General features: G+C 47.7%; 12 protein-coding genes. All 12 read right to left on the bottom strand.

Annotated features, from left to right (window positions below):
- Positions 1-40: 40 nt before the first annotated feature.
- On the bottom strand, positions 41-1705 hold the full coding sequence (locus tag WDY75_RS07450) for an extracellular solute-binding protein (protein ID WP_063480419.1): 1665 nt from the start codon (positions 1703-1705) through the stop codon (positions 41-43).
- Between the two features lie 79 nt (positions 1706-1784).
- On the bottom strand, positions 1785-2681 hold the full coding sequence (locus WDY75_RS07445) for a carbohydrate ABC transporter permease (RefSeq protein WP_063480420.1): 897 nt from the start codon (positions 2679-2681) through the stop codon (positions 1785-1787).
- A gap of 31 nt (positions 2682-2712) precedes the next feature.
- Positions 2713-3669 carry a sugar ABC transporter permease gene (locus WDY75_RS07440; protein WP_063480421.1) on the bottom strand — a complete coding sequence of 319 codons (957 nt, stop codon included), beginning with the start codon at positions 3667-3669 and terminating at the stop codon, positions 2713-2715.
- Positions 3670-3975: 306 nt separating this feature from the next.
- Complete coding sequence (locus WDY75_RS07435; RefSeq protein ID WP_040680968.1) at positions 3976-4926, bottom strand: 4-hydroxy-3-methylbut-2-enyl diphosphate reductase; 951 nt, start codon at positions 4924-4926, stop codon at positions 3976-3978.
- A 52-nt stretch (positions 4927-4978) separates the two neighbouring features.
- Positions 4979-6430 (bottom strand): cell wall metabolism sensor histidine kinase WalK, encoded by a 1452-nt coding sequence (locus WDY75_RS07430; RefSeq protein WP_063480422.1) that lies wholly within the window; start codon positions 6428-6430, stop codon positions 4979-4981.
- Between the two features lies 1 nt (position 6431).
- Positions 6432-7118 (bottom strand): response regulator transcription factor, encoded by a 687-nt coding sequence (locus WDY75_RS07425; RefSeq protein WP_006212195.1) that lies wholly within the window; start codon positions 7116-7118, stop codon positions 6432-6434.
- A gap of 130 nt (positions 7119-7248) precedes the next feature.
- Positions 7249-8901 (bottom strand): S1C family serine protease, encoded by a 1653-nt coding sequence (locus WDY75_RS07420; protein ID WP_063480423.1) that lies wholly within the window; start codon positions 8899-8901, stop codon positions 7249-7251.
- A gap of 152 nt (positions 8902-9053) precedes the next feature.
- Positions 9054-9707, bottom strand: a complete 654-nt coding sequence (locus WDY75_RS07415) for a response regulator (protein WP_006212197.1) — start codon at positions 9705-9707, stop codon at positions 9054-9056.
- Between the two features lie 18 nt (positions 9708-9725).
- A complete protein-coding gene (locus tag WDY75_RS07410; RefSeq protein WP_040680955.1) occupies positions 9726-10826 on the bottom strand; it encodes a sensor histidine kinase in 1101 nt (366 codons plus the stop codon).
- A gap of 5 nt (positions 10827-10831) precedes the next feature.
- The gene (liaF, locus tag WDY75_RS07405) at positions 10832-11920 is read right to left on the bottom strand and encodes a cell wall-active antibiotics response protein LiaF (protein WP_036639654.1); all 1089 of its coding nucleotides are present in this window, start codon (positions 11918-11920) and stop codon (positions 10832-10834) included.
- Positions 11921-12118: 198 nt separating this feature from the next.
- Positions 12119-12412 (bottom strand): hypothetical protein, encoded by a 294-nt coding sequence (locus WDY75_RS07400; RefSeq protein WP_006212200.1) that lies wholly within the window; start codon positions 12410-12412, stop codon positions 12119-12121.
- A 131-nt stretch (positions 12413-12543) separates the two neighbouring features.
- On the bottom strand, positions 12544-13287 hold the full coding sequence (locus WDY75_RS07395) for a 3D domain-containing protein (RefSeq protein ID WP_006212201.1): 744 nt from the start codon (positions 13285-13287) through the stop codon (positions 12544-12546).
- Between the last annotated feature and the right edge of the window lies 1 nt (position 13288).

Raw genomic sequence — 13288 nt, 5'->3', positions numbered from 1 at the left:
TGCATCAGCAGCATACCCTTCTTGGTTTAAGTAAAGATTATTATTGGCCTTTCATTTTTGTAACGTTTTCTTGCCATTTCGTTGTTTTGAATGCAAGAAGTTTATCGTATCCAGCAGATTGTGCATCCGCTTCAGCCTTGTCGAGGATAGCCAATACTTCTGCATCATCCTTCGCATACAGGGCTTTCGCTCTGGATTCTGTAAAGATATCTTCTACACGCTGACGGATAATTCCTTCCTCGCTGTCCGGAGCCGGATCGAGGTTGATGTATTCCGTAGCATTCGCTTGGGTTTTCCAAGTGATTTCATACTGCCAACGAGTGGACCAGTTGCGCTGCTCTTCTGGCAATGTACTCTCGTATTTTGCTTTTGCTGTATCAATAAAGACCGTGTTACCATTCCAGTGCAGGTTCGTTGTGATTGCTTGAAGTTTGTTAAGACCGGCTGCATCAGATACATATTTCTCCGTGAATTTAGGTGTCACGCCGTCTTCTTCAAAGCCATCCCAATATCCTCCTGGAGGGCCCCACATCAAAACGCTTTGTCCTTCAGGACCTGTGTACCAATCCAGGAAAGCAAAGATAGCTTCTGGATCTTTAGCGGACTTCGTAATTACGCTTACGTTCCAACCCAATTGAGTATAAGTACCAGGGAAGATTTTGTTCTTGTCGAGGCCTTCTTTGTGAATCGGCCAGATCATGAAGTATCCTCCGTTTGGATCTTTTGCTGCCAACTCTGCATGAGCGTTCATTGCATTTTCAGTCGGGCTTGATGCAGCGTATACTGCAACGCGTCCAGTGTTCACTTTCTCTTTAACCTGGTCAACCGTTTGAGTCATAGCATCCTGAGAAATCAATTTCTCACGGAACAGCTTCGCAGAATACTGCATCGACTCACGGAAGATTGGATCCGTAAAGATAGAAGTCAGCTTATCGCCGTTAGGTACGCCGCGGATGCTGATCCAGCGAGTTAGAGCATTTTCAGCAAAAGCGGAATACAGAACTTCAATGCCTTGACCTTGAACGTGTGGTTCAAACGGAACAACTTTATCGCCATACTTGGCTTTTACTGCTTTCAGGTATTCATACAAATCATCTGTGGTTTCCAGTTTAGGAGAACCCAGCTCTGTGTAAATTTGTTTATTAATAACATACCCTGCATTACCATTCGGCTGGTTTGTATACCAGTTCGGGAACTGATACAGTTTACCGTCAGGGGAACGAAGCATGTTCAGACCTTCTTCACCCATCCATTCTTTCAGGTTAGGATATTTATCGAGATATTCATCATAAGGCACAAGCATGTCAGCTTGACGCAGCTTCTCTACATCCGGTCCACGGTCCATCCACATGACATCCGGAAGCTGAGTGGAAGCAATCATGGTGTTGAATTTTTGCTGCGCGTTACCTTGCGAATGAATGGCGTTTACGGTTACTTTCTTATTCTCTTTAATCCATTTCGAAGATTCGTCTTGCCCCCATGGAGGCATGGTATACTCGTTATAATGACCGTAGAAACTGAACTCCAGTGGAGTTTCGCCAAGTACAAACTTGCCTGCTTCTTCTGTTGGAGGCGTGCTAGTTCCACCTTTGTCCGCAGGAGCTGGGTCAGCAGTTTTCGCTCCGCCGCCGCATGCCGAAAGCATGAGCGCTGCAGTCAGCAAGGCCGTCATCGATGTGGTCAGCGATTTCTTTCTCAACCTCATTCTCTAATTTCCCCTTTCGTCTTTACACTTGATATTTATGTCCAAAGCTCATGCTTCAAACAACACGCGTTATCTCTTCCTACTCTTTCAGGGAACCTACCAGAACACCCTTAACGAAGTGCTTCTGGACAAATGGATACACCATAATAATCGGAAGCGTTGCCACCATCATAGTTGCCATGGACAGCGATTTAGAAGTTACACTCTGCATCCGTGAGAGAACGGCTTGAGAAGCCGAATCCAGGTTGCTCATCTGTTCAGACATAATATTAGAACTCAATATTTGGCGAAGCATGGTCTGAATGGGCAGCAGGTTCTCGTTATTGATATAAATACTTGGCAAGAACCATTCATTCCAATGGGAAACTGCCGTAAATAACGATAATGTTGCGATAACCGGACCGGACAGCGGGAGAATGATTTTGAAGAAAATACCCCAGTTGCCGCAGCCATCAATCTTGGCGGATTCCTCAAGACCATTCGGAAGACCGTTGAAGAAAGTCCGGAAGATGATCATGTTCCACACGCTTACCAAGCCCGGAATAATGAACACCCAGAAGGAGTCCATCAGACCCAAACCACGAACGAGCATAAAGGTTGGGATCAAGCCGCCGCCAAAATACATCGTAATGATACACATAATCATGTAGTACTTGCGGCCAATCAATTCGCTCTTGGTCATCCCGTAAGCAAAGATGGATGTTACGAGTATGGAGGAGATGGTTCCGATCACGGTACGAAGCACCGAAATCTTGAAACCATTCAGCAGCCTGGTATCCTGAAACACGATCCCGTAATTCTCTAATGTAAAGTCCCGGGGCCAAAAGGTAACGCCACCCATTGCTGTATCTGAACCTGAGTTAAATGAAATGACAAGTCCGTTCCAAAACGGATAAAAAGTTACAAAGGCCAATAATGCCAGAAAGATATATATGATAACCATCATCACTTTGTCACCGAATGCTAACCGTACCAAAACTACCGACTCCCTTCATCACAATGTTCTCTTACCATAAGCTGTTACCTGATTTACGTGCGATCAAGTTGGCAATCGTCAGAAGCATGACGCTGATTACCGCTTTAAACAAGCCTACAGCCGTTGCATATGAGAATCGGGAATTTTCAATACCTATTCGATAAACATACGTGTCGATAACGTCGGAAACCTCTCGCAATACCGGGTTCTTCGCCAAGAGCAAGATTTCTTCGAAACCTGCAGTAAGCAAGTTACCAATGGCAAGAATCATGAAAATACTTACAACCGGCATAATCGAGGGAAGCGTAATCGTAAAGATCTGTCTGAACTTGCTTGCACCATCCATGTCAGCAGCTTCGTACATATGCGGGTCAACCCCGGCCACAGCTGCCAAGTATACGATGGAGGAGAACCCGATTTCTTTCCAAACCCCTGTCGTTACGAGAATTGTCCAGAAGTATTCCGGAATGGACAGGAAGTTGAGCGGTTCCTCAATCAAATTCAGCTTCTGAAGCAAAATATTTACGCTGCCGTTATCCGTTGACAAGAGAGAAATCGCAAAGCCTGAAACGATAACCCAAGACAGGAAGTGCGGCAGATAACTGACCGTTTGCACGAGTCTTTTGAAGAACATATGCCGGACTTCGTTCAGCATAAGTGCAAGCAGAATCGGTGCAGGGAATCCAATGAGAAACTTGAGCAAACTGATTACGATCGTATTTCTCATGACCGTCATAAACTCTGGTGATTCAAAGAACATTTCGAAATGTTTGAATCCTGCCCAAGGGCTGTCACCCATGCCTTTAAAAATGTTAAAATCCTGAAAAGCCATCAAAATACCGTACATCGGTATATAGCTAAACACAAAAATGAGTGCGAGTGCAGGAAGCACCATTAACTGAATATCCCATTGTTTAGCAAAGCGAATTAACAAGCTGTCCTTCTTCCGTTTTGGAACAGGTTCCTGTTCTACGGATATTTGCGCCATATCCAACCCCCCGTGTGTTCTATGCCATGAAGTTTATCTGATGTCTAACATTGTAGTTTAAACTATCAAATATAAACATTTGCCTATTCAACGAAAAATGATATTATTCAATCGAAAAGTGAAACGCTTACACAACATGGAATATTGCTTTCTTATGTAAAGTGAGAGATATGGCTTTTAGAAAAATTACAGTTTCCACCTTTTAATCCTATGATTTGTAATAAACATTTCTGAAATCAAACATGAAAAGACCCATCGCAAACAGTACCTGCGATGGGTCTTAATTGAGCATATAAATGGCAATTCTTATGACTTACTCTTCACCCGAACCGGGGGAAGCAGCTTGCTCATATTCACCGTGCGTTTGATTTCCCAAGTATCCGGCTTATCGTGTTCATACTGTTCCAAATAAGCGATGACTTCCTTGGTAATTGGAGTCGGTGTTGATGCCCCTGATGTAACTGCCACTTTGCCTACTCCTTCAAGCCATTCGCGTTTCAGTTCCGTCACATCCCCGATACGGTAAGCGGGAACGCCTGCAATCTCTTCAGATACCTGGGCAAGCCGGTTCGAGTTATTGCTCCGCGGATCTCCAACCACAATAACCAAATCCGACTGTCCCGCTTGCTCGGCTACAGCTTCCTGCCGCACTTGCGTGGCAAGACAGATCTCGTTATGAATCTCTGCTCCCGGAAATTTATCCAGCAGACTCTTCATGATATGCTTGATATCCCACTGGCTCATCGTAGTCTGATTCGTAATGGTGATTCGGGATGACTTCACCTGCAGCTGCTCGATCTCTTCCTCGTTCTCGATAAGATGCACATGATCCGGCGCGATGCCAATGGCACCTTCCGGCTCCGGATGACCCTTCTTGCCGATATAAATGATTTCATACCCGTCGGCTACCTTTTCCCGGATTAAATCATGGGTTTTGGTAACATCCGGACAAGTGGCGTCCAGTGTCGTTAATCCTTTGTCCCGTGCAAGCTTGCGTACTTCCGGAGAGACCCCGTGCGCGGTAAAAATAACGGTGCCGCTCTCCACCTGACTCAGGATTTCCATCCGATTCGGACCGTCCAGGGTAATGATGCCTTCATCCTCAAAGGATTGCGTTACATGACTGTTGTGAACAATCATGCCCAATATATAAATAGGCCGAGGAAGATCCAAATTCTGGGCCGCCTGACGTGCCAATACCATGGCATCAACGACTCCATAACAATAACCTCTCGGTGATATTCTCAAGACTTCGATGATCCTCACCTGCTTTCCCTTGTAATACGTAAACGATCTAGTCTATTATAACCTATTCCAGAGGAGGAGCAAATACGACGGGCAGCCAGACGATAAAGGTACTGCCTTCCCCTCTTCGGGTTACAACCTCCACAGACCCCTTATGCTCATCAATGATCCACTTGGCAATGGAGAGTCCAAGTCCGGTCCCGCTCGTGATGCCTCTGGATTGATCCGCACGGTAGAAACGTTCGAATATAAACGGAACCTCGTCCTTATCCATACCGATCCCCGTATCCGAAATTCGAAGCCCGACCTGTCCCTTGTACAGGACAACATCCAGGCTCACCTCGCCCTCCGGCGTGTACTTGAATGCATTCTCAATGAATATGAACAGCATCTGCTGTAAATAATCCTTGTTGCCTTCCACGTAAACACCATTCAGAACGGACAGTTCGCCCACATGCCACTCTGCCGTTTTCTCCAGGAAATGAGCCCGCCTTGCGACCTCTTCAACCAACGGCTGGAGTGGTACGGGATCGAGCTCAAAGGTCTGGCCGGTATCGGCTCTTGCCAGAGACAGCATATCGTTCACCAGCCGGCTCATCCGCTTGGCTTCATCCGATATATCTCCCACCGCTTCGAATGAGATCTGCTTGATCGTGGCTTCGTCCATATCCGCTCTTTCGCCGGGTGCTACCTCCCACATTTTCTGCAGCAGATCCACATTCCCCCGAATGGTTGTCAATGGAGTTCTAAGCTCATGGGAAGCATCCGATACAAAACGGCGCTGTGCGGCGTAGGCATCCTCAAGCTCTTTGTAGAACCCCTCCGTCCTCTCAAGCATCCCGTTAAAGGTACCAATCAGCTGCCCGATCTCGTCCTGCGGCCCGTCGTATTCGATTCGAACGCTAAGGTCCGTGCCCTTCTGGATCTGCTCCGCCGCCTCGGTGACCTTGCCGATCGGTTTCATGGATTTGCGAGCCAGGAACAGTCCCAAGGTTGATGCAATCACAAGTGTGGCTGCGGAACCCATGATCAGGATGGATTGGAGCCGGTCCAGGGTTTGTTCAATGGTACGCGTGTTAGCACCGACTTGAAGCCAAAGAACTAATTGGTTTGTGTTACTCTCAGTAAATGCAAGCTGATACACAATAAATGGATTACCATTGAGAGTCACACGCTTAAACCCGTTGTTAATTTTATTTACCTTCTGAACAGAAGGAGTCTCGAACTGAAGTCCGCTGAATTTCATATTGTCTGAACGCCATATCCGATTATTTAAAACGTTATAGGTCTGAATATATAGATCCGCATCTTCCAGTCTATTTGCAGAAGATCGATTGGGAAGAACATCAAATCCATCAGTCCCAAAATCTACTTTGTTTGCCTGCTGCACAATCCGCTGCTTTAACTCCTCATACGTGTACAAATGGACAAAGCCATACACCGCCGAGCTGAAAATCAGCAGTGTCACAAATAAGATGCCGGTATACCACGCTGTCAGTCTTAACCGAATGGACATGCTAGTTATCTCCTCTTAAAATATAGCCGGCTCCACGGATCGTCTGGATCAGCCGTTTACCTCCATGTTCCTCGGTCTTCTGCCGGAGCATGGCGATATAAACCTCCAGCACATTGGACTCTCCGCTGTAGTCATAGCCCCATATTTTATCCATAATCAAATCGCGGGACAGTACCCGCTTCGGATTTTGCATAAACAGATGCAGCAGCTCAAACTCCTTCGCCGTCAGTTCCAGTCTCTGACCGCTGCGAATGACTTCCCTCGCATCCGTATCCATTATGAGATCCTCGTAGGTCAGCCGGTGGTTAGACGAATCGTCGCCGGTTTTACGGCGCAGCAGCGCCCTTACGCGGGCAAGAAGCTCTTCCAGCGCAAACGGCTTAACGAGATAATCATCGGCTCCGGTATCGAGTCCCTTCACCCGGTTCTCCACTTCGTCCTTCGCCGTCAGCATCAGCACCGGTGTCGTGCTTCCGCCTTCCCGGAGTCTACGCAACGCTTCAAATCCATCGACTTGGGGCATCATCACATCCAGAACGACAACATCCGGGTCCTCACTCAATATCACTTTCAATCCTTCTGCTCCGTTGGATGCGGTCAGGACATCGTAGCCCTCAAACGCAAGTCCTCTGCGCAGCATGGAAATAATCTTCTCATCATCATCTACAATTAATATCCGGGATCGCATAGCGGCATCTCCTCTATCTAATAGCGTTATATTTAGTACGACGTCACAATCCCATTATATCGGTCGTCTCAAGGACAAGACAAGCGGAAGGGAACGATCCCTTCCGCTTGTTGTATACACCTATCCGGGGTTACGGTTGTTGCTGCTGTTGCTGCTGGGAAAGATCGAACTCGTTCTTATCACCGATCGTCAGCGGCAGGTCCATGTTCTTGCCGTTACGAACTACGTTCAGCGTAATTTTGTCTCCGACTTTCTTCGTTTTAATGAAGTCAACCAAATCTGACGAAGTCGGATATTTTGTTCCATCCACACCAACAATGATGTCATATTGACGCAAATCTGCTTCATATGCCGGCGAACGGAACACAACGCTGTCAACATAAGAGCCTTCCGTCACGTCGGTACCCAGGGACTGAGAAATTTGCGGAGTGACCGTTCCCAGGTTTGCCCCGATAAACGGAACCGGATCTTTCGGAACTTCCTCATTATTCTTCAGGTATTCCACAACTTCCTTAATCGTGTTGGACGGAATCGCGAACCCGATCCCCTGTGCTTCCGCACTTACGGCTACGTTCATCCCGATGACTTCACCTTTCAGGTTAAGAAGCGGTCCGCCTGAGTTACCCGGATTAATCGAGGCATCGGTTTGCAGAAGATGCTCATAATTCCGCTCACTTTCGCCGTTCGTGCCTTGAATATCGATCTCGCGTTCCTTCGAGCTAAGTACGCCTGCGGTTACCGTATGCTCAAAACCATGCGGGTTTCCGATGGCCACAAGCCATTCACCGACCTTCAGCGAATTGGAGTCACCTAGCTCCACCGACGGAAAATCGGCCCCTTCGATTTTCAGAACGGCCAAATCCAGCTCATAACTGGAACCGAGCAGTTTCGCTTCATAAGGCTTTTTAGTGCCTTGTACCGTGACCTGTATCACATCGGCACCATGGATAACATGCTCATTGGTCAAAATATATCCGGACTTGTCAAAGATGAAACCCGAGCCAATCCCTGAAGGCTGGAGCTGGGATTCCTGTCCTCCGTTGCTGCCATTTCCACTGTTTCCACCATTACCGCTATTCCCGCCGTTTCCTTCCTGGCTCGATTGGCCGCCACCAAAGAAGTACCAGAACGGATCATTCATGTTCGGATTCGTGCTTTGTCTATTATTGCTGTTAACCAGTGTCTCAATCAGCACGACAGCCGGACTTGCCTGATCCACAACCGCGGATACATCCCCCTGACCCGAAGGAATTATCGCCGATGCCGTTGTTGCTCCGCCGTTATCACTCACGTTAGCCGAAGTTTCTTGGGCTGGCTCAGATGAGAACGCTGCATCCGGAGTAAATAAATTCGTACGATCTGCGGCGAACATCAAACTTGAGATGACGAGAACGCCTGCCAGGAAGGACAGGAGCACGGTCTTCACTGAAGTTTTAGGCTTCTGATTATAATTCCAGTCTTTATTTCTTGTCATGGAATCCACAGGTCCGCCGCCTCCACCCTGGCTTCCGGAGGAATTCGAGAAGCTCGAAGATGGTATCGGTTTAACAGGCTGAGGAGCGGTAACCTCCACTTCCTGCGATTCTCTGCTGCGGTATGGGTGATCTGTCTGCTCGTCATCACGCTCACTGGGTATGGACTGAAACGGTCCGTAAGAATAGTAGTAAGAAGAAGAATTCTCAGAAGAAGATTCATTCTCACGTCTCGGTAATTCATTGTTATTCGACTCGTTGTTGTTTGCCTCATCATCCGGGTACCCGTAACGCTTTCTTTGATCGTCCATAGGTCTACCTCCTATTTAAAATCACTTGCTTCCAAGTGGATTAATTGATTAACTGTTCTTATTGTGTACTATAAACCTTAATAGTACCTTAAAAACAATTAAAAGGCAGATAAAAAGAAAGCTGGGCTACATCCCGGAATATGAGTTGATCGCTACATTTTGACCCAGCCCTTCCGGTGGGCATAAATCGCCAATTGCGTGCGGTCATCCAGCTCACACTTCATCAACAGATTGCTGACATGCGTCTTCACGGTCTTAATGCTGATATGCAGCTCTTCCCCGATCTCCTTGTTGCTTCTCCCTTCGGCAATCAGCAGCAGAACCTCTTTCTCACGCTCGGTGAGTCCGGATTCATCCCCGTTCACCATATGTCGGCGAATCCCCCGAGTCAGCGCTTCCGATACGTCTTTAGTCATCACCGGCATGCCTCTGAATGCCCCCTGGAGAGCATATATAAGCTCATCGGCCGATACGGTCTTCAGCACATAACTGACAGCACCCGCTTCAATGCACTCCACCACAAGTTCGTCCTCAAGGAAGCTTGTCAGAATGACAATCTTCTGATCAGGGAATTCGGACATGACGGCACGTGTAGTCTCGGCCCCGTTCATGACCGGCATCATTAAATCCATAAGAATGAGATCAGGCCTCGATGCCTCATCTCCATTCCGCAACATATCGACAACCTCTTGCCCATTCGCTGCCTCACCGATGACTTCAAATCCCGGGTCCAGCGACAAATATGTTTTCAACCCCATGCGAACCATATCATGATCATCAGCCAGCAGTATCCGAATCGTACCCATAATGATGTTGTCCCCTCTCTATTCCACTGGCTCAGCCAGTTCTTCCAGCTCTTCTCGATCTTCCTGATCCTTGCTCTCTTCCGTGGTCGATCCCTGTTTCCCCTCTGCTTCAAAAAGCGGAATATTCACGCGAACCGTCGTGCCTGCACCCTTCTTGCTTATGATATCCACCTGCCCGCCGAGCTTCTCGGCGCGCTCACGCATGGTAGACAGCCCGTATGAGCCCTGCTTGCCTGCAACCTCGTCAAATCCAACACCGTCGTCGCTGATGCTTAAAATGACACGTTTCTGGTCCTCCCGGAGGGACATGCTGACAAGACTTGCACCCGCATGCTTCACGATGTTGGCAACCGCTTCCTGAATGATCAGGAACAGCTGATGCTCAATCGCATCCGATACCCCTCCGTAAATTTCAACATCCTTCATGCCCTTCAGGCCATTTTGGCGGCAGTAATCCGGGAACCACCGTTCGAGTGCCTCCTCCAGGGTTCTGCCTTCCAATTCCACGGGACGAAGCTGTGCAATCAGTGCCCGCATCTGTTTCTGTGCAACATGAGACATCTCGATTAACTGCCCCAGCACCTTATCGCCCTGTTCCGGATTTCGCTTGAGAACCGCCGGAAGGGATGAGGCCGACATATGAATCGCGAACAGCTGCTGGCTAACCGTATCATGCAAATCCCTTGCCATTCGGCGCCGTTCTTCAAGGACCGCCGCTTCCGCAGCGATTTCCTTCTCAATGACATCCTGCTCGCCCAGGCGCTGCAGGAGCTTCATTTTTTTCTCCAGCGCTTCCGTCATTCCATTGAATTCATCATACACTCTGGCAAAAGAACCGTCTTCCATGGCCGGCAGCCGCACATTCAGATTTCCCTTGGCAACCTGCAGCATGTTCAGATGAAGCAAATCCAGCGGGCGCTGAATGCGCTGTCCTGCAATGTATCCCGCAATCCCCGTAAACAGAAGGACACCGACCGTGTAATACACCCACAGCCGGTTATCTTCAATATGTATGTAGCCGGATTGGTTCGCTGTATACAGGAAAACAGCAACCCCGGCTCCAATCAGCAAAAAGTAAAACAAAATCACCCATTTGGTATTTTTCAAAATTCCCATCATAACAGTTATCCTACCCTATTCACTTTGACATCACCGATAAACACGCTAACAATAATTCGAATCTTCTTACCCGCTTCCCTGTAATGCGGGCTTTCCAATCCGGCATTGCTCATAAACCCGCTTCGGCTTTCCTCCAGCACCTTCATATCGCCAATGAAAGAGTTGGTCGTGACATGGATGCCGATATCCGAATCATTCGGAACAAACACCTTGACATCCCCGATAAAAGCCGAGATATTGATCTTCGTTTCCCCATAGGGAATCTGAGCCTTCGTCAGATCAAGCACCGTATCTCCAATGAACTGCGAAATATTCGTTGGCTTCAGCTGAAAATAATCCTTACCCATATGCACGTCCCCGATAAAAGAGGACTTGTTCACCGTATCATGACCATTCCAGGATTGGTCATGATGGTGATCTGTATTGTCGGAGCCATCACCGTAGCTTCTGCCGTCATTATCAAAATCAACATGAACCCTAAAGCGACTGCGATCCTCACGCTCTTGGCGCGGGCGTTCATGCTGCTGTCCATCCCATCGATATCCTTTACCTGGTTCACGATCGTGCATAGAGGCTGGCTCTGGATCCGAATGGGTCTTGTCAGCCTTGTCTGGCTTGCCGAATCTCCGTTCGAACTCTTCATCGAGGGAAGAATCGAGCGGCCGGGCTTCCGGCGGCTCAGGCAGATCATAGTCCTCCCGGCGATGCGAACTGAAATCATCCGGACTTGGCGGTGAAGGTGGCGGTGTATGATGTCTCGGTTTAAAGATCACCTGCAATCCAAAACCAATCAAAATGATCGGAATCGCATACTTGATAAGATCGCCAAATGAGAAATCAACCAAATCCAGGTTTCTTCCGAGAAAATACGTCCCGATAATGATGGGTACAACAGCACCCCACAGGGCTCCTCCACGGGCATAAATCAAACTCTGCAGCCCGAACCAGATAAGGAACACCGGCCAAAAGGTCGAGAATATATAACCAAGGTCCACATTTATAAGATCAAGCTGATTTAGAAGAAACAGAACGCCGATACCAATGAGCAGCAATCCGCTGCTAAGCTGGCTCCATCCTTTTCTACTCATGGTCATCCCCTTGCCTTCCAATTCATTTTTTTATTTAACTACAGTGTACAACATATTGGAATGAACCGGTTAGCGGCGGTGGAATGAAAGTGATCTCCGTCTTGAGACCGAGTGAGTGGATAAAAATGGGTATTTAACCATAATAAAAGACCTCCGCTAAAGCGGAGGTCTTATTTTTCACGAACGGACGCTGGCATCTAAACCTTAACGGTTTGCAGAATGGTCCCCTGGTGTGTTCAGTTCGCCAAACTCAGCATCAAACTTCTCGTTCGGTTTTTTGAAGTTCTCTTGAACTTTGGAATTTCCTTTTGGGTTGCTGGCGATGCTGGTATCTTCAGCAAACTCAGCATTAAACTTTTCATTCGGTGTTTTGAAGTTCTCTTGAACTTTGGAATTCCCTTTAGGGTTGCTGGCTATGCTGGTATCTTCAGCAAACTCAGCGTTAAACTTTTCATTCGGTGTTTTAAAGTTCTCTTGCACCTTGTTCTTCTTAGCCACAGTATTCACCTCCCTGTTCTTATGCAATACCATCATCCTCTTCAGGGGTTTTGCCCCCGAAAAGTAGTATGCGAAGAACAAGCAGTCATTATTCCGAAATCTTTATTCCTTGAGCGCGTGCTTAAAGAGCCTTAAATTGCTTCTTCAAGCACCGATGAAGGCAGGAAGTGATAGGTCTCAATTGCATTATCTAGCGTCTTCAGCATTTCTTCCGTACATTTGCCGCTGCCGGTCTTAATGACCTGCACCTCGACGTCCTTTTTACCCCACTCCTTAAACACCTGCTTGGTTGTGGAGAAGTAAAGGTCGATTTTCTGGCCTTTGATGGCAGACCCGATATCCGCTACAATGCCATACCCATAGCCTGGGACATAGAGAATGCTCCCGATTGGAAACACATCCGGGTCTGCGGCAATCGTTGACAGCGTATTTCGATCCCGCTTAACCTTCACACCGGAATAGGTAATTCCATACTGCGGATGTCCCGGCTTCTTCCCGGTGGATTCATAACCGGCCGTGTACCCGGTAGCGGTTACCTTCACGGTGTGCAGCACCTGATCATCCTTCGGTGCAAGCACGGGAACGGATCCACGCTTCTTGTCAGGCTCACTTCTCTTGGCTGTATCGGGAATTTCCAAGTATCTATTGATATCACTGAATCCTGCTACTCGGAGCGCATAGAACCGAGACATTTCGATGTAATCGGAGCCTTGAATTTCCCCGTAAGGTTCATAAACATTCCTGGTGTCTGTTGATTCGAAGGATTCGCTTAGAATCAAGTTGTAGGCATCTACTGTTGAAGAACCTGCACTGAACAAGACTGCTGATAAAATAAAACCAGCAAAAAACCTCTGCCATGTTTTCCATTGGATCATG

It is taken from the genome of Paenibacillus glucanolyticus (assembly GCF_037333485.1).
Lineage (GTDB): Bacteria > Bacillota > Bacilli > Paenibacillales > Paenibacillaceae > Paenibacillus_AQ > Paenibacillus_AQ glucanolyticus.
The sequence above is the reverse complement of the archived record's forward strand: the minus strand, read 5'-3'. Positions and strand labels throughout refer to the sequence as shown.

Coding starts and splice junctions, on each gene's coding strand:
- WDY75_RS07425 (WP_006212195.1), bottom strand. CDS start 7,118: ATGCGATCCCGGATATTAATTGTAGATGATGATGAGAAGATTATTTCC.
- WDY75_RS07440 (WP_063480421.1), bottom strand. CDS start 3,669: ATGGCGCAAATATCCGTAGAACAGGAACCTGTTCCAAAACGGAAGAAG.
- WDY75_RS07395 (WP_006212201.1), bottom strand. CDS start 13,287: ATGATCCAATGGAAAACATGGCAGAGGTTTTTTGCTGGTTTTATTTTA.
- WDY75_RS07410 (WP_040680955.1), bottom strand. CDS start 10,826: ATGATGGGAATTTTGAAAAATACCAAATGGGTGATTTTGTTTTACTTT.
- WDY75_RS07420 (WP_063480423.1), bottom strand. CDS start 8,901: ATGGACGATCAAAGAAAGCGTTACGGGTACCCGGATGATGAGGCAAAC.
- WDY75_RS07430 (WP_063480422.1), bottom strand. CDS start 6,430: ATGTCCATTCGGTTAAGACTGACAGCGTGGTATACCGGCATCTTATTT.
- WDY75_RS07415 (WP_006212197.1), bottom strand. CDS start 9,707: ATGGGTACGATTCGGATACTGCTGGCTGATGATCATGATATGGTTCGC.
- liaF (WP_036639654.1), bottom strand. CDS start 11,920: ATGACCATGAGTAGAAAAGGATGGAGCCAGCTTAGCAGCGGATTGCTG.
- WDY75_RS07450 (WP_063480419.1), bottom strand. CDS start 1,705: ATGAGGTTGAGAAAGAAATCGCTGACCACATCGATGACGGCCTTGCTG.